This window comes from Hymenobacter canadensis, from assembly GCF_027359925.1.
Taxonomy (GTDB): Bacteria; Bacteroidota; Bacteroidia; order Cytophagales; family Hymenobacteraceae; genus Hymenobacter; species Hymenobacter canadensis.
This window is the reverse complement of record NZ_CP114767.1, coordinates 426464-446470: the sequence shown is the minus strand read 5'-3', so window position 1 is coordinate 446470 and position 20007 is coordinate 426464. Positions and strand designations below refer to the sequence as shown.

The 20007-nt window shown below is 63.9% G+C and carries 15 protein-coding genes and 1 tRNA gene; 10 read left to right on the top strand and 6 right to left on the bottom strand.

Annotated features, from left to right (window positions below; translation table 11 throughout):
• Positions 1-111: 111 nt before the first annotated feature.
• From O3303_RS01935 to O3303_RS01925, 3 genes are all read right to left on the bottom strand, one after another.
• Positions 112-2034: a RecQ family ATP-dependent DNA helicase gene (locus O3303_RS01935; protein WP_269560384.1), complete on the bottom strand. Its 1923-nt coding sequence runs from the start codon at positions 2032-2034 to the stop codon at positions 112-114.
• A gap of 181 nt (positions 2035-2215) precedes the next feature.
• Positions 2216-3019 carry a hypothetical protein gene (locus tag O3303_RS01930; RefSeq protein WP_269560383.1) on the bottom strand — a complete coding sequence of 268 codons (804 nt, stop codon included), beginning with the start codon at positions 3017-3019 and terminating at the stop codon, positions 2216-2218.
• Positions 3020-3477: 458 nt separating this feature from the next.
• The gene (locus O3303_RS01925) at positions 3478-4140 is read right to left on the bottom strand and encodes an ABC transporter ATP-binding protein (protein WP_044013274.1); all 663 of its coding nucleotides are present in this window, start codon (positions 4138-4140) and stop codon (positions 3478-3480) included.
• 182 nt (positions 4141-4322) lie between these two features.
• Here O3303_RS01925 and O3303_RS01920 point away from each other — a divergent pair, with 182 nt between their 5' ends.
• Together O3303_RS01920 and sucC are read left to right on the top strand one after the other, a co-directional pair.
• A complete protein-coding gene (locus tag O3303_RS01920; RefSeq protein WP_269560382.1) occupies positions 4323-5456 on the top strand; it encodes a glycoside hydrolase family 113 in 1134 nt (377 codons plus the stop codon).
• A gap of 243 nt (positions 5457-5699) precedes the next feature.
• Positions 5700-6902, top strand: a complete 1203-nt coding sequence (gene sucC, locus O3303_RS01915) for an ADP-forming succinate--CoA ligase subunit beta (protein WP_185887076.1) — start codon at positions 5700-5702, stop codon at positions 6900-6902.
• Positions 6903-6984: 82 nt separating this feature from the next.
• Here the strand turns inward: sucC and O3303_RS01910 are convergent, their stop codons facing one another.
• Positions 6985-7467 carry an Ohr family peroxiredoxin gene (locus O3303_RS01910; protein WP_269560381.1) on the bottom strand — a complete coding sequence of 161 codons (483 nt, stop codon included), beginning with the start codon at positions 7465-7467 and terminating at the stop codon, positions 6985-6987.
• Between the two features lie 145 nt (positions 7468-7612).
• On the opposite strand from O3303_RS01910, the gene O3303_RS01905 reads away from it, so the two are divergent.
• Positions 7613-7687, top strand: a tRNA-Arg gene (locus O3303_RS01905).
• A 123-nt stretch (positions 7688-7810) separates the two neighbouring features.
• Here O3303_RS01905 and O3303_RS01900 read toward each other — a convergent pair.
• The gene (locus O3303_RS01900) at positions 7811-8188 is read right to left on the bottom strand and encodes a cupredoxin domain-containing protein (protein WP_269560380.1); all 378 of its coding nucleotides are present in this window, start codon (positions 8186-8188) and stop codon (positions 7811-7813) included.
• A 6-nt stretch (positions 8189-8194) separates the two neighbouring features.
• Positions 8195-10468, bottom strand: a complete 2274-nt coding sequence (locus O3303_RS01895; protein ID WP_269560379.1) for a heavy metal translocating P-type ATPase — start codon at positions 10466-10468, stop codon at positions 8195-8197.
• Between the two features lie 425 nt (positions 10469-10893).
• Between O3303_RS01895 and O3303_RS01890 the strand changes: the two genes are divergently transcribed.
• The 7 genes from O3303_RS01890 to O3303_RS01860 all read left to right on the top strand — a co-directional run bounded on the left by O3303_RS01890 (position 10894) and on the right by O3303_RS01860 (position 19874).
• A complete protein-coding gene (locus tag O3303_RS01890; protein ID WP_269560378.1) occupies positions 10894-11331 on the top strand; it encodes a hypothetical protein in 438 nt (145 codons plus the stop codon).
• Between the two features lie 296 nt (positions 11332-11627).
• Positions 11628-12587 carry a DUF8832 domain-containing protein gene (locus tag O3303_RS01885; RefSeq protein ID WP_269560377.1) on the top strand — a complete coding sequence of 320 codons (960 nt, stop codon included), beginning with the start codon at positions 11628-11630 and terminating at the stop codon, positions 12585-12587.
• Between the two features lie 50 nt (positions 12588-12637).
• Positions 12638-13363, top strand: a complete 726-nt coding sequence (locus O3303_RS01880; RefSeq protein ID WP_269560375.1) for a DUF305 domain-containing protein — start codon at positions 12638-12640, stop codon at positions 13361-13363.
• 126 nt (positions 13364-13489) lie between these two features.
• Positions 13490-14722: a TolC family protein gene (locus O3303_RS01875; RefSeq protein WP_269560374.1), complete on the top strand. Its 1233-nt coding sequence runs from the start codon at positions 13490-13492 to the stop codon at positions 14720-14722.
• A 12-nt stretch (positions 14723-14734) separates the two neighbouring features.
• Positions 14735-15346 carry a hypothetical protein gene (locus tag O3303_RS01870; RefSeq protein WP_269560373.1) on the top strand — a complete coding sequence of 204 codons (612 nt, stop codon included), beginning with the start codon at positions 14735-14737 and terminating at the stop codon, positions 15344-15346.
• Entirely contained in the window at positions 15330-16475 is a 1146-nt protein-coding gene (locus O3303_RS01865; RefSeq protein ID WP_269560372.1) for an efflux RND transporter periplasmic adaptor subunit, read from the top strand. The genes O3303_RS01870 and O3303_RS01865 overlap by 17 nt, the downstream gene beginning before the upstream one ends.
• An 84-nt stretch (positions 16476-16559) precedes the next feature.
• On the top strand, positions 16560-19874 hold the full coding sequence (locus tag O3303_RS01860) for an efflux RND transporter permease subunit (RefSeq protein WP_269560371.1): 3315 nt from the start codon (positions 16560-16562) through the stop codon (positions 19872-19874).
• Positions 19875-20007: the final 133 nt, after the last annotated feature.

The window sequence follows — 20007 nt, the reverse complement described above, 5'->3', positions numbered from 1 at the left end:
CAGGCGCGGCCGGGGCGTCTTTTTGGGTGTTAGCACAGTGCATCAGCTCCGGTCCGGCGGCTTTTTTCAGCCGCCGGACCGGGTCCATTCCTGCAAGGCGCCAATAAATTCCTACCCCAGCCGTCCATCCGGCGCGTACTGCAGCTCCCCCAGCTCCACCAGCTCCCGCAGCTGCTCCGTGACGGCCGTGGCCTGGCCCGGCGCGAAATGCGTGAGGATTTCACGGGGCGTTTGGGGGGTGGCTTTCAGGAGCGTGAGTAGCTGCTGGCGCAGGTCGGCAGACGGTGCGGGCGTTTGGCGGGCTTTCTTCTCGGCCAGGCAGAAGTCGCAGACGCGGCAGGGCGGCGCGTCCAGCTCGCCGAAATACTCCAGCAGCAGCTGCTGGCGGCAGCGGCTTCCGGCGGCGTAGCGCACCACGGCCTCGGTTTTGTGCAGGGCCAGGTCGCGGGCCTGGGTGAGGCGCTTCTGGTCCAGCGGCAGCTTGTCGGCATCGAAGCGCGGCGTGGTGAACAGGGCCTGCGGCGACTCCTGCCGCGGCTGGTACTGGATGATGCCCGAGCGGTGCAGAAACACCAGCGTCTTGCGCACATCCACCACGCTCAGCTTCAGGTGCTGGGCCAGGCTGTTCTCTGAAATCCGCTGAAACCCGCTGAACAGCTCCCCGCCGTTGAAGCGCAGCAGGCTTTTAATAAGCTGGTCGTGCTGGGCGTTGGCCACCTGAAACCGGTACAGGTCCTGGTGGTCGATGGGAATGTGCACCCGGGCGGGCGTGTTCACGGCCTCGTTCAGCTGCACGAACCCCTCACGAGCCAGGGTGCGCAGGCTGTTGTGGGCGTCGAGGGCCTTGATGCGGTAGGTTTCGGCGAAGTGCTGAATGTCGAAGTCGAAGGCCACCAACTCGCCGCCGCCCACCGCCGTGCGCGAGAAGTTGGCCAGCGCCTGGTACACCCGGCGCACGGTGTCCAGCGGCGGGTAGGCCTGCTGGGTGCGGCGGCGCAGCTCGGCGGCGTCGTTGGGGCCCTGCAGCAGCACGGCAAAGGCGTATTTCTCGTCGCGCCCGGCCCGGCCGGCTTCCTGGTAATAGGCCTCCAGGTTGTCGGGCGCCTCCAGGTGCACCACCAGCCGCACGTCGGGCTTGTCGATGCCCATGCCGAAGGCGTTGGTGGCCACGATGCAGTGCACGCGGTTCTGCATCCAGTCCTGCTGGGTGCGGGTGCGCTGGTCGGAGGGTAGGCCGGCGTGGTAGGGCGCGGCGCGCACGCCCTGCTGCTGCAGGTAGGCCGCTGTATCCTCGGTCTGGCGGCGGGTGCGGGCATACACGATGCTGGTTTTGCCGGCCCCCACGCCCCGCACCACTTCCAGCAGGCGGCGCAGCTTGTCCTCGGTGGCCAGCGCCGAATACGACAGGTTGGCCCGGGCAAAACTCTGCTGAAACACGCGGTGGCCGGGCCGAAACAGCAGCTTTTCCACGATGTCCAGCTTCACCTGCTCGGTGGCCGTGGCCGTGAGGGCAATGCACGGCACGCCGGGCAGCAGCTCCCGCAGCGCCGCAATCTGCAGATACTGTGGCCGGAAATCGTAGCCCCACTGCGACAAACAGTGTGCCTCATCGATGGCCAGCAAACTCACCTTCATGCGGCCAACCCGGGCCCGGAACATGTCGGTCTGCAGCCGTTCGGGGCTCACGTACAGGAATTTCACCGGGCCATACACGCAGTTGTCCAGCGTCTGGTCGATTTCCTGGTGGCTCATACCCGAAAACACGGCCTCGGCTTTGATGCCGCGCTTACGCAGGTTTTCCACCTGGTCCTTCATCAGCGCAATCAGCGGCGACACCACCAAGCACAGCCCCGGCCGGGCCAGCGCCGGCACCTGAAAGCAGATGCTTTTGCCGCCGCCGGTGGGCAGCAGCGCCAGCGTATCCTGCCCCGCAAGCACCGACCGGATAATGTCTTCCTGCAGCGGCCGGAACGCCGGGTGGCCCCAGTGCTGGCGCAGTACGTGCAGAATATCGTCGGTGGCGTGCTCGGGCATGCGGCAAAAGTAACGCGAAGCTCCAGCTTCTGCGAACGAGCGCAGCGAGTATCTGGCGTTAGTGCAAGCGGCGCGGCACCGGTACTCGCTCCGCTCGTTCGCAGAAGCTGGAGCTTCGCGTCGCAAAAAAAAGCCCGCCGCCAATCGGCAGCGGGCTTTCTGTATATGTAGTAGGGTCTATTTAGGCGGCAGCAGCCTGGCCATTCTCGCGGTCCTCGATGGCTTTGCGGAGCTTGGCAATGGCCTGGGTGGCACGCTCCTCATCGAGGCGGTTGATGTTGAGCAGCATCTTGGTTTTCTCGGGGCGCGAGATAACCGGATGGTTCAGCAGCCGGATGATTTCCTCTTTCTGCGACGCCGAGGCGTAGGCCGGAGCCGAAACCTCAGCAGCAGGCGCGTCGGCGGCTACGGCTTTCATGGGCGCGGGTGCCTCGGCAGCCACTGACACCGGAGCCGATGCCGGCACCACGGCCATGGCGGGCTGAGCGGCAGCGGGCGTATTTCCGCCGTAATCCATTTCCTCGGCCGGCGTAGGCTCGTAGCCGGCCGCCCGGATAATCCAGGCCAGGATGTTGCGGTAGGCCTTGCCGATGGCCCGGGTCTGGGCCATGCTCATGATGGCAAACTCCTGATAAAACTTCTTGCCCTGCTCTTTATTGGAGCAAATGGCGAAGCCCGCCCCCACCGTGTGGCCCGACTTCATGTCGAACAGCGTCACCTTGGCCTGGTACTTGATTTCCTGGTCCGTGGACACGTTGATGACGTGGTCGACGATGGGCACGATGCCCAGACGCGAGCCGGCGTACTGCCAGCCTTCCACGTTCACGAACTCCTTGCCCTGCACGGTGGTCGTGAGCTTATTTTCCTTGATAAACTTAGCCAGATCAGTCGCCAGGTGCAGCGTCTCGTCGGAGCGCGAGATATCGAAGCTCTCCACTTTGGTCTTGCGAACCGGCTCTTTGATGGTCTTGGTTACGTCACTCATGGCGTCTGTCGTTTTGATGTCCTGTAATACCGTTGTGTGTTCTGGATATGTAACGCCCCAGCCCCGGCAAAGGTGCAAAATTTGACAGAATTTTTCTCAATTTTTAACACTGACATTCAACAACTTACAAACATTATTTCCAACTAGGTTAGTCGACTAATATTTTTGGGCTTTTCCAGCCGGTTTTCAGCCCGGTTTTGCAGCTTCTGCGGCTGCGTGGCAGGGCAAAAACAAACCCCTTGCTCCGTTCCGGTGACGGGGCAAGGGGTTGGGCTGCATGGTCCGGGGCGGGTCGGACGCATGACCTGAGCCAGGGCCAAAGCCCACGGCAGCGTTGATGTTCTGGAGCTTAAACGCCTTCCGCCACGTCGGGGTTCCGCCGGCCCTACTGCCCGAACGCAATAGCGCCTCCCCCTGCAGCAGGAAGAGGCGCTGAAACGATGGTAGCAGGCAACCAGCTAGTTCTGGCCTTCCCAGATGTAGCCGTCCTTCATGGTGATCTTGCGGTCGGCCATTTCGGCCAGCTGGTCGTTGTGGGTCACGATGACGAAGGTCTGGCCCAGCTCCTTGCGCAGCAGAAAGAAAATCTGGTGCAGCTCCTGGGCGTTCTGCGAGTCGAGGTTGCCGCTGGGCTCGTCGGCGAAGATGATTTCGGGGGAGTTGATGAGGGCGCGGGCCACGGCCGTGCGCTGCTGCTCGCCGCCGCTCATTTCCGACGGCTTATGGTCGGCGCGGCGCTCAAGGTTCAGCATCCCGAGCAATTCGCGGGCCCGCACGCGGGTTTCCTTTTCCGAGCGGCCGGCCAGATACGCCGGCAGGCACACGTTTTCAAGCGCCGTAAACTCGGGCAGCAGGTTGTGAAACTGGAAGATGAACCCGATGTGGCGGTTGCGGAACCGCGCCAGCTCCGACCGGCGCAGCGAGCTGACCGACTGGCCGTCGAAGAGAATCTCGCCGGAATCGGGGTTGTCGAGCGTGCCCAGAATGTGCAGCAGCGTGCTCTTGCCAGCCCCCGAAGACCCCACGATGGACACGATTTCGGCCTTTTCAATGGTCAGGTCGATGCCCTTGAGGACTTCCAGCGTATTGTATTTCTTACGAACGTTGATGGCTTGCAGCAAAACGGAACCAGGTAAAGTGAGCCGGAGGACGAAAAACAAATCTACAGTTTGCTGCGCAGATTACACCGGCCCGCTCCAGACCCGGTAGTGGGGCGCGCCCCCAACCAGGCCCACCGGCACGCAGCAGATGCAAGCGGTTTTCTGCAATTTGAGCCCTATACGCTGACGCACCTACTATGGCTATGGCTGTTTTTCCTTCTTCTCCCCGCTGGTCGTGGCTCTGGCTGGGGCTGGTAGCGGCGGCATTGCTGGCGGCTTTAGGGCTGGCCCGGCGCTCTGCCCAACCAGCAGACCCGGTTTCCCAACCCAGCCCCGGCCGCCCGGCAACTGCCGCCTCCGGGCTGGCTAGGCTGGAAGCCCGCCTGAAGGGCGTCAACTGGGTGGGAGCCGACTCACTGGCCAGCCAGGACCTGGAGCCGCTGGTGCGGGCCCACGTCAACTGGATTGCCCAGACGCCGTTTGGCTGGCAGGCCGGCGCCGCTTCGCCCGAAATCCGGATGCACACCGGTGCCGGCAGCCGCAACTACTGGGGCGAAAGTGACCGGGGCCTCGTGCGCACCGCCCAGCAAGCCCGGCAGCGCGGCATCCATACGCTGCTCAAGCCCCACCTGTGGCTGCGTGGCCCCGGTGGCACCTGGCCCGGCGACATCAGCATGACCTCTGACGCCGATTGGCAGCAGTGGTTTGCAGCCTACACCACGTTTATAGTGCACTACGCCGAGCTGGCCGAGGCCAACGGCATGGAGGCACTGTGCATCGGGACGGAGCTGGAGAAAACTGTGGGCCACGAGGCCGAGTGGCGCGCCCTCATCGGGCGAGTGCGCCGCGTGTACCACGGCCCGCTCACGTACGCCGCCAACTGGAGCGGCGAGTTCGAGCAGGTGAAGTTCTGGGACGCGCTGGACTACATCGGGGTGCAGGCCTATTTCCCGCTCAGCACCACCGAGCGGCCCGCCAAAGCGGCCCTGCTGAAAGCTTGGCGCGAGCCGCTGGCCCGCATTACCGCCGTGCAGAAGCGCTACGGCAAGCCCGTGCTGTTCACCGAGGCCGGCTACAAAACCACGCCCGACGCGGCCATTCAGCCCTGGGTATGGCCCGACCGCAACGCCCTGCCCGCCACCCCCGACGAAACCACCCAGCGCGTGTGCTACGAGGCGATGTTCGAGACGTTCTGGCCGCAGCCCTGGTTCAGGGGCATCTTCATCTGGAAATGGTACCCCGGCCTGCAACCCGACGGCCCGTTGCGCCGCCACCTCGACTTCACGCCCCAGCACAAACCCGCCGAGCAGGTGATGGCGCAGTGGTATGGGAAGTGAGTTTTGCTGTCATTGCGAGCGAAGCGAAGCAATCTTTCCTCTCAGAGCAGACATTTTCTTTACCGACAAACCTTCCGGCGTTAGTCTATTACACTGCTGCCAGAGGGCTTCGATTAGGGGGGCGTTTGGCTCACAGAGAGGAAAGATTGCTTCGCTTCGCTCGCAATGACAGCGCGGTTCAGCCTATAATTGCCTACTTTCGCGCTCAGTAACCCACCCCGAACTTCCCCTTAACCGACCTTTATGAACATTCACGAGTATCAGGGCAAAGAAATTCTGAAACGCTACGGCGTGCGCGTGCAGGAAGGCATAACCGCCGACACTGCCGAGCAGGCCGTGGAAGCTGCCAAGAAGCTGACCGAAGAGACCGGCACGAGCTGGTACGTTATCAAAGCCCAGATTCATGCGGGCGGCCGTGGCAAAGGGGGTGGGGTGAAACTCGCCAAAAACCTGGAGCAGGTGAAAGAAATTGCCGGCCAGATCATCGGCATGCAGCTCGTAACCAAGCAAACCGGCGCCGAAGGCCGCAAGGTGCACAAGGTGCTGATTGCGCAGGACGTGTACTACCCCGGCGCTTCGGAAACCAAGGAATACTACATGAGCGTGCTGCTGGACCGCGCGACCGGCAAGAACGTCATCATCTACACCACCGAAGGCGGCATGGACATCGAGGAGGTAGCCGAGGCGCACCCCGAGAAAATCCACCGCGAGCATGTAGACCCCCGCGTGGGTCTGCGTCCGTTCCAGGCCGCTAAAATCGCCTTCAACCTGGGCCTGACTGGTCCGGCGCAGAAGGAAATGGTGAAGTTCGTGCAGGCCCTGTATAAGGCCTACGACGAGACGGACTCGGCCATGTTCGAAATCAACCCCGTTCTGAAAACCTCGGACGACAAGATTCTGGCCGTTGACGCCAAAGTAACCCTCGACGAAAACGCCCTCTACCGCCACAAGGATTTCGTGGAGCTGCGCGACACCAACGAAGAGGATCCGCTGGAAGTGGAAGCGTCGCTGTCCAACCTGAACTATGTGAAGCTCGACGGCAACGTAGGCTGCATGGTGAACGGCGCCGGCCTGGCCATGGCCACCATGGACATCATCAAGCTGAGCGGCGGCGAGCCGGCCAACTTCCTCGACGTAGGGGGTGGAGCCAACGCCCAGACCGTAGAAGCCGGTTTCCGCATCATCCTGAAGGATCCGAACGTGAAAGCCATCCTCATCAACATCTTCGGTGGCATCGTACGCTGCGACCGGGTGGCGAATGGCGTGGTAGAAGCCTACAAGAACATCGGCGACATCAAAGTGCCGATCATCGTGCGTCTGCAGGGCACCAACGCCGAAGAAGGCGCCCGCATCATCGACGAAAGCGGCCTGAAAGTGTACTCGGCCGTGTTGCTGAAAGATGCCGCTGAGCGCGTGAAGGAAGTGCTGGCTGCCCAGGGCATCTAGTCCCATCTGACCACACTGCTTAGCATACAAAAGGCCCGTCCGGATATCCGGACGGGCCTTTTGCATTGTTCGTTAGCTGGGTTTAGCCTTTGGCGGCTACTCCGGCGTTTTCTTCGGCTTCTACGGGCAGAGCCTCGCCTTTCACGCGCAGCTCCACTTCCATGTTGCCGCGGGTGCCTACCGAGTACGGGCAGATTTTGTGGGCCTGGCGCACCATGTCCACGGTTTTCTGCTGGTCGAACGACTTCAGGTCGACGTCGAGCACGGCCGACAGGCCGTAGCCTTCGCCTTCCTGAAACAGGGTCACCGAGCACTTCACTTCGGTTTGCGGGTCGAGCTTGTCGCCGGCGCGCTGGGCAATAACGAGCAAGGCCTGCTGGAAGCACGACGAGTAGCCGGCCGCAAACAGCTCTTCGGGGTTGGTGGCGTTCTTCTTGCCGCCCAGCCCTTCCGGCACCGACATATCCAAGTCGATGATGCCGGTGGCGGAGCGCACGTGGCCGCTACGGCCGCCAATGGCGGTGGCGTCGGCGGTGTATAGGTTCTTTTTTTCGGGGGAAGCCATAAGTAGAAAAAGTTCGGGTTGTGTGGTAAAGCTAACTGCTTTACCGGCCGGAAGGTTGTGGCCATTCTGAACATGATTTTGCATAAAATGGCCCGTGTTGTTTTGCGCGGCGGCATTTTCTCTCTAGTTTTGCGCCTCATTACCGGGTTGCGTAGTACAACGGATAGTATGGGAGCCTCCGAAGCTCTAGATCTAGGTTCGATTCCTAGCGCGACCACCAAAAAGGCCTTAGCAGCACGCTAAGGCCTTTTTTTATGCACAGGGTATGCCACTGCCCTACTGTCTTCGCCAATAGCCGTAGCGGCAATGATGGGTAGCTGGCCAATCCGGGCCGTTGCGCCGGCTATTTCACCACCAGGCTTCCGCGCAGCAGACCCATGCCGCAGGTGAACGGGAACGTGCCGGCCTGCTGGGGCAGCAGCTCCACCAGCGTGGTTTTGAAGGCGGGCAGGTCGCGGCGGATGTGGAAGTCGGGCATGAGCAGCTCCTCGGAGCAGCTGTTTTCCTCGTCGCGGTAGAAGCTGAGCTGCACGGGCTTGCCGCGCTCCACCTCAATAACGTCGGGCGAGTAGCCACCTTTCACGGTGATATCCACTTCCTGCACCCCGCTGACGGACGACACGGCGCTTGCCGTCTGGCGGGCCGAGAAAAAGAAATACCAAAGCACGAACCCGGCCAGGGCCACACCCACCAGCGTCACGATGATTTCGACAGTATCCATACCGGGTTAAGGCTTGAGGGGAGTGAAGCCGCGCAGCCGCAGCGAATTAGTGAGCACCGACACCGAGCTTAGCGCCATGGCCCCGGCCGCCAGCATGGGCGAAAGCAGCCAGCCAAACACCGGGTAGAGCAGGCCGGCAGCAATGGGAATGCCCAGCGAGTTGTAGAGAAAGGCAAAAAACAGGTTCTGCTTGATAGTGCGGATGGTTTGCCGGCTCAGCTCGATGGCCGTGACCACGCCCTGCAAATCGGAGCGCATGAGCGTGATGCCGGCCGCTTCCATGGCCACGTCGGTGCCGCCGCCCATGGCCAGGCCGATGTCGGCCTGGGCCAGGGCGGGCGCGTCGTTGATGCCGTCGCCGACCATAGCCACGATGCGGCCTTCGGCCTGCAGCTCCTTCACCTTGCCGGCTTTACCGCCGGGCAGCACCTCGGCAAAGTAGCGCGTGATGCCCACCTGCCGGGCCACCTGGGCGGCGGTCTGGGGATTGTCGCCGGTCATCATCACCACTTCCAGCCCCATGCTTTGCAGGCGCCGGATGGCCGCCACCGACGTGTCGCGCACGGTGTCGGCCACGCCGATGAGGCCGGCGGCCTGGCCTGCTACGGCCACGTAGAGCACGGTTTTGGCCTGGGTCAGCAGCGCGTCGGCCTGCTGGCGCACGGCCACCGGCAGCACAATGCCGGCCTCATCGAGCAGCCGGGAATTGCCGATGAGCACGGCTTGCCCGTTCACTGTGGCCTCGGCCCCTTGGCCCTCGATGGCCCGGAAGCCGGTGGCCGGAGCCGATGCGGCTTGCTGCGCCTCGGCGTAGCGCACCACGGCCGCGGCCAGCGGGTGCTCACTCTGGCGCTCCACGGCCGCCACCAGCTGCAGCAGCCGGGCGGCATCCTGGCCGGCGGCCGGCACAAAATCGGTCACGGCGGGCTCACCGCGGGTGATGGTGCCGGTTTTGTCGAGCAGCACGGTGTTTACCTGGTAGGCTTTTTCCAGGGCCTCGGCGTTGCGGATCAGCACGCCGTGCTCGGCGCCCTTGCCGGTGCTCACCATGATGGCCGTGGGCGTGGCCAGCCCCAGCGCGCAGGGGCAGGCAATGATGAGCACGGCCACGAAGTTGACCAGCGCCAGCGGCAGGCGCGTTTCGATGGGGGCCAGATCAAACCAGAGCACGAAGGTGAGAATGGCAATGACGACCACCGTGGGCACAAAAATGGCGCTGACCTTATCGGCGAGGCGCTGAATGGGCGCGCGGCTGCCCTGGGCGTCTTCCACCAGCTTCACAATCTGGGCGAGCATGGTATCGGCGCCCACTTTCGTCACGCGGAAGCGGAAGGAGCCGGTTTTGTTGAGCGTGGCCCCGAATACCGGGTCGCCGGCTTTCTTCTCCACGGGCAGACTTTCGCCGGTGAGCATGGCCTCATCCACGGCCGAGTGGCCTTCTTCGATGAGGCCGTCGGTGGCGACTTTCTCGCCGGGGCGCACCACCACCAGGTCGCCGAGCTGCACCTGTTCAATGGGCACGTCCAGCTCCTGGCCGCCGGGGCGCACTACGCGGGCCGTTTTGGCCTGCAGCCCGATCAGGGCCTTCATGGCGGCCGAGGTCTGGGTTTTGGCGCGCAGTTCCAGCACTTTGCCCAGCAGAATCAGGGCGATGATGGTGGCGGTGGTGTCGTAGTAGACCTCGGGCGTCAGGCCGCGGCTGCGGAAGAACTCGGGCACGACGGTGGCGGCCAGGCTGTAGAGAAACGCAGCGCCGGTGCCCACGGCAATGAGCGTGTCCATGTTGGCGGCGCGGTGCCGGAAGCCGTTCCAGGCCGAGGTGTAGAACTCGCGGCCGCTGTAGAGCAGCACCGGCAGCGTGAGCAGCAGCAGGCCGTAGTTCAGCCACTGCATATTGATGCGCTGCATAGCCGCCGGCCAGAGCATGAGCATGCTCAGGGGCATGATGATGAGGGCTAGCCCGGCCGCCACCCAGAAGCGGCGCCTGAGCTGCTGGTAGGCGTGGGCTTTCTGCTGGTCGATTTCCGCCTGGCGGTCGGCGGCGCTGGTGTCGGGGGCGCGCTCCAGCACGCCGTAGCCGGCCTGCACCACGGCCTGCCTCAGGGTAGCAGGCGTGGCCTGCGCGGGCAGGTAGTCGATGGTGGCTTTTTCGGTGGCAAAGTTGACCATGGCCCGCTGCACGCCGGGCGTGCGGGCCAGCGACTTTTCGACGAAGGAGGCGCACGAGGCGCAGGTCATGCCTTCGATGTCGAGGGTTTCGGTTTTAAGGTCAGTTTCCATAGTACGGGGTAACACAGGGCGGGGAGTAAGCGTGCTTTCGGAAGGGCCGAAGGCTGCTCGTAACTGGTGCAAAGCAACAGCTTTCCCGGGCCGGCGCTGGTACGGAATCCGTCCTGAATCTTGTATAATTCATCCTCCTCCAACGCAGCTATGGACGAGCCGGACACATAATCGTGCCCCGGACTTGCGTGATTTGGTGATTGAGCTGCTTCGTGAGTTGCCGCCTACCGGCTGGCAGATACCGGCGTGGCACTCTGGAACAGGGTTTCCGCCCCGCCCTGGCAGATGCCGCCCGGCCGCCGGAACTCTTTGCCGGCAATTCCAGTAGACACCCCAGCTGTTGGCATCTGCGTAAGAACCGTACTTTTGCAGCTGCTTTCTGCCTGCCCGATATGTTCCGTAGCCTGTTCCCTTTCCGACGCCTGATGGCGACGAGCTTTCTGCTCGTCTTCGTCAACGTGTTTGTGGGCCAGTGCTGGTGCGCGACGGTGAGCCCCGTGGAGGCGGCGCCCGCGCCGGCCGCCGAGGCAACGGCTCCAGCACACCCCGGCTGCCACGGCCACGGCCAGGCGGCTACGCAGTCAAAAAAAGCAACCCAGCATACGCATACGTCCGGGAAGTCTACCGGCGAGTCCGGCTGCTGCAAAGACAATTCGGCCGCCGTGCTCAAGTCGCTGACAGCACCGGCCGAAAAGCAGCTGCTGGTACCGGCGCCGGCCCTGTTGCCGCCCGCCACGGACTTCTGTTTCCGGGCGGCCCTTGGCTCCTGGGACCGTACCCAGCCTGTGGTGCTGGTACTGCGCGAGCATCTGCCGCCCAAAATCCCCGACATCCGGATTTTCATTCAGTCCCTGACGGTCTGATTCCGTTGACGTGCCCCAGGCTCGCCCTGGCATAGCTGTGCTATGTCCGGGGCGGGCCTGGGCGTTTTTGCCTGTGGGCCCGGTGCCTGCGTGCGCTCCTCCCTCCTTTTCTTCCTCCCCCAATACGCCCTGCCAGCTCACGGGCTTTGCGGCTGGCACTCCGGCTGGCCGCAACACTACGCGGCAGCCAGGCTGGGCCGTCGGATGCTGGCAGCTTTGGTTGCTCCGGCGGCAGACTTGCCGGCGGCCGCCGCCGCCACTGGCCCTTGTTTTTTCACCGCTTACCTCCCCCATTTATGTCCCGCTTACCACTTTCCCTGCTGGCCCTGGCCGGCCTGCTCGCCACCACCGGCTGCTCGTCTGATTCGACTTCCAGCAGCGCTACCGACACCGTCACGACGCCCACCAACGGCCCGGCCGCCGGCACCGCCGACCACGCCGGCGGGCACATCTACGCCTGCCCCATGCACCCCGAAGTCACGAGCACCAAAGAGGGCGAGAAGTGCCCCAAGTGCGGCATGAAGCTGGAGCACAATGACCAGGTGAGCAATGGCAAAACCTACGACATGAAGCTGGTGCCCACGCCCATGCAGCTCACGGCCGGCCAGCCTGCCACCCTCGCCTTCACGCCCCGCGAAACGGGCAACGAGGCGGCGCCCGTGCCGCTGGCGGTGGTGCACGAGAAGAAAATCCACCTCATCATCGTCAGCAAAGACCTGGGCCAGTTCTACCACGAGCACCCCGAGTACACGGCCGACGGCGACTACAAAGTGCAGTACACCTTCCCGAAAGGCGGCGAGTACGTGCTGTTTCAGGACTACACGCCCACCGGCGCCGGCCACCAGCTGGGCCGCCAGCCCATCACGGTGAAAGGCGCGGCCTACGCCCCAATGAAGTTCAAAAACGACGACATGCAGTGGAGCCAGGACGGCTACCAGGCCACGCTTTCGTTTGACAAAGCCCTGACCACGGGCCAACTGCTGGGCATGAAAATCACCATCAGCAAAGACGGCCAGCCCGTTACCAACCTCGACAACTACCTCGGCGCGCTGGGCCACGTGGTGGTTATCAGCGAAGACACCGAGAGCTACCTGCACGTACACCCCAACGACCAAGCCGACAAGGGCCCCAGCATTGGGTTCAACACCAACTTCGAGAAGCCTGGCCTCTACCGCGTGTTTCTGCAGTTCAACCACGGCGGCCAGATTCACACCGGCGACTTTACCATCAACGTGAAAAGCCCGGCGGCCAGTTAGGCAGCCGGCTTTTCCGGTTTTCTTTTCCCTCACTCTTGCCCTTTATTGTCATGAAAAAATCTGCTTTTTTCCTCGCCGCCCTGTGCTCGGGCACCCTGCTGCTGGGCAGCTGCAACTCCGATAAAACGGCTGATTCTGCCGCCGCCACTGAAACCGGCACGGCTCCGGCCGCCGGCGACATGGCCGGCATGGACCACTCCACCATGGACTACTCGGCTATGGGCCACGACGCGGCCGGCGCCTCGCCGCTGGTGGCCTCTATGAACGGGATGATGCAGCAGATGATGGCCGAAAAGCCCAAGGGCAACACCGACCACGACTTCGCGCACATGATGCTGGCCCACCACCAGGGCGCCGTGGCCATGGCCGACATCGAGCTGCGCGACGGCAAAGACGCCACCATGCGCCAGATGGCTGAGAAAATCAAGGCCGATCAGCAGCAGGAAATAACCGCGCTGGAAGCCGCCGCCACCCGCCTCGACAGCGCCCCCACCAACTATAAGCCCCAGGACCCCGCCGACCCGTTCACGAGCAAGATGAAGGCTTCCATGGACGGGATGATGGCCAACATGCCCAAAACGGTGGCCGACCCCGACATGAATTTCAACATGCTGATGACCGTGCATCACCAGAGCGCCGTGGACATGGCCAAAGCCGAGATGGCCCACGGCCGGGACACCAAGCTCAAGGAAATGGCCCAGATGATGATAGATGCCCAGCAAAAGGAAATAGCGGCCTTCAAAGACTGGCACAACAACAACGCCGACAAGATGTAGCACGCCTGCTGCCAACCGGCCACCATGCGGAGCCAGACAGAGCGGCCCCGCATGGTGCGCCGGTAGCGCCAGTCTGCGGCCCGGCGGCTCCTGCGGGGGCCACCGGACGGAGTTCAACCTGATAATATGAAGCACTTTGGAAGGAATGCCTTTGCAGGCGGGCTGCTGCTGGCGCTGGTGGCCGGGGCGGGGCCGACGTGGGCCCAAACGCCCATCAGCCTCGACAGCGCCGAGGCCCGGACGCTGCGCCGCCACCCGCGCCTGCGGCAGTCGGAGCAGGAAATTGCCGAGCAGCGTGCCCTCAAGCGCGGCAGCTTCGCGCCGGCCAACCCCGACCTGCTGTTTTCGGCGCCCACGGGCGAAATGTGGGCGCCAGGCGTGGTGCAGACCATCGACCTGCCCAACGTGTACCGGCGGCAGCGGCAGGTGGCCGAAGCCGGCATTACGCTGGCCGAGCGCAACCGCGAGGTAAGCCGTGCCACCGTGCTGCGCGACACCCGCCTGGCCTACCTGAGCCTGCAGTTTGCCGAGGCCCAGGTGCGCCAGCTCACCTACCAGGACAGCCTGTTCCGGGCCCTGCGGGTGGCTACCGAGCGGCTGTTTGCGGCCGGCGAAGTCACGTCGTTGCAGCGCATCAGCACCGACGCCGAGGCCCGGCAGGTGACCGTGCAGCTGGAGCAAAGCCAGGCCGACCTGCGCGCCAACCAGCGCCGCCTGGGCTTGCTGCTGGGTGAGCCCACCGCCCTGACTACCAGCACCGACCTACGCCGCAGCGGCCCCGAGCTTGCCCAGGCCGGCACGGCGCTGCTCGGCGGCCTGCCCACCGAAGACAGTGCCGCTTTGGTGCGCAGCCCCACGCTGGCCGCTGCCACCCAGAGCGTGGCCCTGAGCCAGTCGGGCATCAGTCTGGTGCGGGCGCGCCGCACGCCGGCCCTCACGGTGGGCTACCAGAACCAGGCGTTTGAGAATTCGGCCATTCGGTACCGGTTTCAGTTTGGGGTGTCGGTGCCGGTGTGGTTCTGGACCTACCGCTCGCAGCTGCAGGCGGCCACGGCCCGTAGCGCGGCAGCCGGCTACCAGCTGCAAACCCAGCGGCTGGACCTCAGCACCCAATACCAGCAGGCCCTGGCCGACACGCGCAAATTCTCGGCTTCGCTGGGCTACTACGAGCAAACCGGTGTGCCGCAGTCGCGGGCCATCATCAGCCAGTCGCAGCGCCTATTTAGGGCCGGCGAAATCAGCTATCTGGTGCTGATTCAGAGCCTGAACCAGGCCTTTACCATCCAGAACACCTACCTGACCACCATCCGCGACTACCGGCAGGCGCTCATCGAACTCACCTACCTGCGGGGCGAATAACCGCCATTTCCCATGAAACAACTCCTGCTATTGCTGCTGGGCCTGCTGCTGGCCGGCGCGGCCCAGGCCCACGGCGGCGAAGACCACGGCGAAGGAGCCCAGGCTGCTGCGCCGGCCGGGGCCACCTCGTTTTCGGTGGCGGCGCTCTCCGAAAAGTTTGAGGTGCTGCTGCGCTACGAGCCGCTGGAAGGCGGCCAGCCCGCCGACCTCCGCCTGTTCCTCTCCGACTACGCCACCAACGCCCCCATCAAAGGTGCCAAGCTCACGCTGACCAACCCCGAGGATGCCGCGCTGAAGTGGACCGTAACCGAGCAGGAAGCCGGTATCTATCTGGTGGAAGGCCAGTTTCCCAAAAACCAGCCCTACAGCTTCGCCCTGAACGTGGTGGCCGCCGACCAAGCCGACCTGCTGCTGCTGGAAGGCATCAAGGTGGGCGAAAAGCTGCCGGTGGCGGCCGCGGCATCGGTAGCCACGACGGGGCTGTTTTCGTCCTGGAAAACCGTGCTGGCACTGGTGGGCGCCTTCGGGCTCGGCATTGGCCTCACGGCGCTGCTCATGCGCCGGCGCCGCGCTGCATCTTCTGTTTCTGCTTCAACTCCTGCCGCTTATGAAAACCACGCATAGATTCCTGGCCGCTACGGCCGCCGCCGGCCTGGTGCTGGCAGTGCTGCTGCCGCCCCCGGCCGCCGTGCTGGGCCACGGCGGCGAAGACCACGGCGGTGAAGCCAAAGCCAGCACCGGCGTGGCCCTCACCGATGAAGTCCTGCTGCCGAAGGAAAGCCAGTACCTGTTTGAGGTGCGCACCACGCTGGCCGTCTACTCCGGCACCTACAGCCGCGCCACGCTCTACGGCACGGTGTCGGCGGCGGCGGGCGGCGAGGGCCGGGTGGTGGTGCCCCAGGCCGGGCGCATTGTAAGCCTGACGGCGCAGGTAGGCCAGCTGGTGCGCGCCGGCCAGACGCTGGCCGTCATCGAGCAGACGCTGGACGCCACCCAGCAGATCGGGCTCAGCACCGAGCGGGCCAACGCCCAGGCCGAGTTGCGCGCCGCCCAGCAGGATTACGCCCGCCTGCAGACCATTGCCGACATTGCCGCCCGCAAAGACGTGGTGGCGGCCGAGCTGCGCCTGCGCCAGGCCCGCCAGAACGCCGGTATCTACAACGGCCAAGCCCAGCAGCGCCGCACCACCATCACCTCCCCCATCAGCGGCACCGTGGACGTATTCAGTCTGGCCGTGGGCCAGCAGGTAAACCAGGGCGACGAGCTGCTGCGCGTCATCAACCCCGGCAAGCTGCGCGTCGAAGCCCAGGTGTTTGCCCAGGATCTGGCCAAAATCACGCCCGGCGCACAGTTTCGGGTGGAAGGTTTGCAGGGCCAGGCCGGCGCGCCGGCCCGGCTGGTGGTGTTCAGCAACGTGGTGAACCCCGTGAACCAGGCCCGCCAGCTCATTCTGGAGCTTGACGCCGCTACCGGCAGCACCTACCGCGCCGGCCAGGCCGTGAACGTGCAGGTGCTAGGCCAGCCCGACGGCGGCCAGAAGCAGCTGGTGGTACCCACCTCGGCCGTGACGGACCTCAACGGCAAGCCCGTGGTGTTCGTGCACACCGAGCCCGAGCGGTTCAAAATCCGCTACGTGCAGCCCGGCGCCGTGAACGGCCAGCAAACCGTGCTGACCCAGGGCCAGGTCAACGAAAACGACCGGGTAGTGACGCAGGGCACCTACCAGCTAAAATCCATCTACCTCAACCAATGAGCCGCAAGCTTTAAGCTGCAAGCGCCCAGCCTATTGGGTTGGAACAAGCTTGCCGCTTAAAGCTTACAGCTTGCCGCTTAAAACATGCTCGATAAAATAATTCGCTTTGCCCTGCAGAACCGCCTGCTGATGCTGGCTTTTGCCGTGGGGCTGCTGATTGCCGGCACCTACACGGCCCGCCAGCTGCCCGTAGACGTGCTGCCCGACCTGGACCGCCCCCGCGTGACGGTGTTTCTGGAAGCGCCTGGCATGGCCCCCGAAGAGGTGGAGGCCCTCGTGACCCTACCTGTGGAAACGGCCCTGAACGGCGCCACCGGCGTGTCGGCGGTGCGATCCAACTCGGCCATCGGCCTGGGCATGGTGTTCGTGGAGTTCGACTACGGCACTGACATCTTCACGGCCCGCCAGATTGTGAGCGAGAAGCTGCAAACCACCGTCGAGCAGTTGCCGCAGGGCATCACGCCGGTGCTGGGCCCCATTTCCTCCGTGATGGGCCAGATTATGCTGGTGGGGCTTTCGACTTCAATTAGTAATGAACAATTAGCAATTAAGAATAAGCAGTCCGCCAAAGTGGATTCGGCTGGCTCCCCCTCTCCACGGGAGAGGGGGCCGGGGGGTGAGGTCACCAATGCCGCCGACCTGCGCACGCTGGCCAACTACACCGTGCGCCAGCGCCTACTGAGCATCCCCGGCGTGGCCCAGGTCATTCCCATCGGCGGCGACAACCTGCAGTACCAGGTGCTGCTGGATATGCCCCGGCTGAATGCTACCAGCATCACCGTGAGCCAAGTGGAAGAGGCCTTGCGCAGCTCCAACCTCAACACCACCGGCAACTTTTTCGACCGCCAGGGCTCCGAGGTGCTGATTCGCAACCTGGGCCGGCTGCGCTCGATGCAGGACATTGAGAACATCATCGTGGGGTACCGTGCGCAGTCGGCGGTGCGGGTGGCGGATGTGGCGCGGGTGGAGTTCGGGGCCCGCTTCAAGCGCGGCGACGGCAGCGTGAACGGCCGGCCCGCCGTGATTCTGAGCATCGAGAAGCAGCCGGGCGCGGCCACCGTGGGCCTCACCGAAGCCGTGGAAAAGGCTTTAGTGGAGCTCCGGCCTTCCCTGCCCAAGGACGTGCAGGTGAACACGCGGCTGTTCAAGCAGTCGGAGTTTATTGAGTCGTCGATCAGCAACGTGGAAGAGGCCTTGCGCGACGGCGCTATTCTGGTAGTCATCGTGCTGTTTGCGTTTCTGCTGAACGTGCGCACCACGTTTATCTCGCTGGTAGCCATTCCGTTGTCGCTGATCGTGACGGCGCTGGTGTTCCGCGTGGCGGGCATCAGCATCAACACCATGACGCTGGGCGGGCTGGCCATTGCCATCGGCGAGCTGGTGGACGACGCCATCGTGGACGTGGAAAACGTGTACCGGCGCCTGCGCGAAAACCGCCAGCTCCCCCAGCCCCGGCCGGTGCTGCAGGTGATTTACGCGGCCAGTTCGGAGGTGCGCAACTCCATCGTGTACGCCACCGTCATCGTGGTGCTGGTGTTTTTGCCGCTGTTTGCGCTGGAAGGCATGGAAGGCCGCATTTTCGCGCCGCTGGGCATTGCCTACATCACCAGCATCGTGGCCTCGCTATTCGTGTCGCTGACCGTGACGCCGGTGCTGTGCTATTACCTGCTGCCCCGCATGAAGCAGATGGACCACCCCGAAACCGACGGCGGGCTGGTGCGCTGGCTGAAGAAGAAGGACACGCACCTGCTGCACTGGGGCCTGGCGCACCCCAAAGCCATTCTCACCACCGTGGCGCTGCTGTTCGGGCTGGCCGCGGCCCTGGTGCCTTTCTTCGGCACCGAGTTTCTGCCGCCCTTCAACGAAGGCTCCCTGACCGTCAACTTCTCAGCCCCCGCCGGCACCTCCCTCACCGAGAGCAACAAGCTGGGCACGCTGGGCGAGCAGCAGATGCTGAAGATTCCGGAGGTGGCCTACACCGCCCGCCGCACCGGCCGCGCCGAGCTGGATGAGCACGCCGAGTCGGTGAACAACTCGGAGATTGAGGTGGCCTTCAAGACTGAAGCCGAACTCGAAAAAGAAGGCAAAACCATGCGCAGCCGCGACGAAATTCTGGCCGACATGCGCCAGAAGCTCAGTTTGATTACCGGCGTGAACGTGAACATTGGCCAGCCCATTTCGCACCGCCTCGACCACCTGCTTTCGGGCGTGCGGGCGCAGGTGGCCATCAAAGTGTTCGGCAACGATTTGCTGGAGCTGCGCCGCTACGCCAACGAAATCCGCGCCGCCGCCGCCGCGGTGCCGGGCGTAGTGGATCTGCAGGTAGAGAAGCAGGTGCAGATTCCACAGGTGCTCATCCGGCCCCGCGACGAGGCCCTGCGCGCCTACGGCATGGCCCGCGGCGAAGTGGTGCGCGACCTGGAAACTCTGTTTCAGGGCGCCGTGGTGTCGCAGATGCTCGACGGCCAGAAGCGCTTCGACCTGATTGTGAAGCTGCCCGAAGCCCAGCGCAACCACCTCGCCGCCCTGGGCCAGACCCGCATCGAAACGCCCGGCGGCGCCCTGATTCCGGTGAGTGAGGTGGCCGACATCAGCTACGAGCCCGGCCCGAACACCATCAACCACGAAAACACCCAACGCCGCATCACCATCTCGCTGAACGTGGCGGAGCGCGACCTGGGCTCCACGGTCAAGGAAATTCAGGCCCGGGTCGGGCAGCAGGTGAAGCTGCCGCCGGGCTACTACCTCACCTACGGCGGGCAGTTTGAGAGCCAGCAGTCGGCGTCGCAGAAAATTCTGTGGCTGAGTTTGTTTTCGCTGGCCGGCATTTTCCTGGTGCTGTTCTCGCACTTCAAGTCCAGCTACATGGTGGGCCAGATCATGCTCAACATTCCGCTGGCCCTGATTGGCTCGGTGGTGGCGGTGCTGCTCACGGGCGGCACCTTCAGCATTGCCTCGCTGGTGGGCTTCATCACGCTCACCGGCATTGCCTCGCGCAACGGCATCATGATGATTTCGCACTACATCCACCTCGTGGAGCACGAGGGCGAGAAGTTTGGTATCCCGATGATTATCCGCGGCTCCCTGGAGCGGCTGGTGCCGGTGCTGATGACGGCCCTGGTGGCCGCGTTGGCCCTGGTGCCGCTCACGTTGGCCAAGGACGCGCCGGGCAAGGAAATCCTCTACCCGGTGGCCACGGTCATCCTCGGCGGTCTGCTTTCGTCTACCTTCCTCGACATCATCGTGACACCGGTAGTGTTCTGGCTGGTGGGCGAAAAGGCGCTGGCGCAGTATTTCGCGGCGCACCGCGAAACCGGCCTCGACGAACACCCGCGGGAGCTGGACGCGGCGCCCCTCACGCCGCCTTCCGACCGTAATCCGGTACTTCCCACGCAGTAGCCCAGGCCCGATATAGGCCCCGCAAACGCCAAAGCCCCCTGATTCTCTGATGGAATCAGGGGCTTTTTCGTTTCTTGGGACTGAACAGCGGCCGGAGCCTTTCGATAAGAGGTCGGCTGATTAGGAAACGGGT

Coding starts and splice junctions, on each gene's coding strand:
- O3303_RS01930 (WP_269560383.1), bottom strand. CDS start 3,019: ATGAGTGACGTAACCAAGACCATCAAAGAGCCGGTTCGCAAGACCAAA.
- O3303_RS01910 (WP_269560381.1), bottom strand. CDS start 7,467: ATGGCTTCCCCCGAAAAAAAGAACCTATACACCGCCGACGCCACCGCC.
- sucC (WP_185887076.1), top strand. CDS start 5,700: ATGAACATTCACGAGTATCAGGGCAAAGAAATTCTGAAACGCTACGGC.
- O3303_RS01870 (WP_269560373.1), top strand. CDS start 14,735: ATGAAACAACTCCTGCTATTGCTGCTGGGCCTGCTGCTGGCCGGCGCG.
- O3303_RS01890 (WP_269560378.1), top strand. CDS start 10,894: ATGGCGACGAGCTTTCTGCTCGTCTTCGTCAACGTGTTTGTGGGCCAG.
- O3303_RS01935 (WP_269560384.1), bottom strand. CDS start 2,034: ATGCCCGAGCACGCCACCGACGATATTCTGCACGTACTGCGCCAGCAC.
- O3303_RS01875 (WP_269560374.1), top strand. CDS start 13,490: ATGAAGCACTTTGGAAGGAATGCCTTTGCAGGCGGGCTGCTGCTGGCG.
- O3303_RS01885 (WP_269560377.1), top strand. CDS start 11,628: ATGTCCCGCTTACCACTTTCCCTGCTGGCCCTGGCCGGCCTGCTCGCC.
- O3303_RS01860 (WP_269560371.1), top strand. CDS start 16,560: ATGCTCGATAAAATAATTCGCTTTGCCCTGCAGAACCGCCTGCTGATG.
- O3303_RS01880 (WP_269560375.1), top strand. CDS start 12,638: ATGAAAAAATCTGCTTTTTTCCTCGCCGCCCTGTGCTCGGGCACCCTG.
- O3303_RS01920 (WP_269560382.1), top strand. CDS start 4,323: ATGGCTGTTTTTCCTTCTTCTCCCCGCTGGTCGTGGCTCTGGCTGGGG.
- O3303_RS01865 (WP_269560372.1), top strand. CDS start 15,330: ATGAAAACCACGCATAGATTCCTGGCCGCTACGGCCGCCGCCGGCCTG.
- O3303_RS01895 (WP_269560379.1), bottom strand. CDS start 10,468: ATGGAAACTGACCTTAAAACCGAAACCCTCGACATCGAAGGCATGACC.
- O3303_RS01900 (WP_269560380.1), bottom strand. CDS start 8,188: ATGGATACTGTCGAAATCATCGTGACGCTGGTGGGTGTGGCCCTGGCC.